This window comes from Caulobacter sp. CCH9-E1, assembly GCF_001556515.1.
Lineage (GTDB): Bacteria > Pseudomonadota > Alphaproteobacteria > Caulobacterales > Caulobacteraceae > Caulobacter.
Window position 1 is genome coordinate 1 of the sequence record NZ_LSJA01000119.1, and the last position, 283, is coordinate 283.

1 pseudogene is annotated in these 283 nt (G+C 74.2%); it reads right to left on the bottom strand.

The features are described 5' to 3' along the window. Nucleotides 1–283, bottom strand: a pseudogene (locus tag AX690_RS23235) (acetyl/propionyl-CoA carboxylase subunit alpha); the annotation flags it as partial.

A 283-nucleotide genomic window follows, 5' to 3' on the forward strand; every position in this document is an offset into this window, starting at 1 on the left:
GCCCTCGGCGGCGGGCGTCGCCTGCGCCGTGAAGGCCTTGCCGTCCAGCGCCGCCTTGAACACCGGCTTGCCCGGCCGCCAGTCGATATCGGTCAGGCTTAGAACCCGGCCCTCGTCGAGCAGCGCGACGGTGATGTCGCTCTCCCCGGCCACCTTCACCCGGCGCTTGGCGTGGCCGACGGACACGACCCACTCATCGCGGGGCGCCGACACCAGACCCGAGGCGTAGGACCGCGCGCGGGCGGCGTAGACGCGCTGCATGGCCGCGCCGACGGCGGTCAGG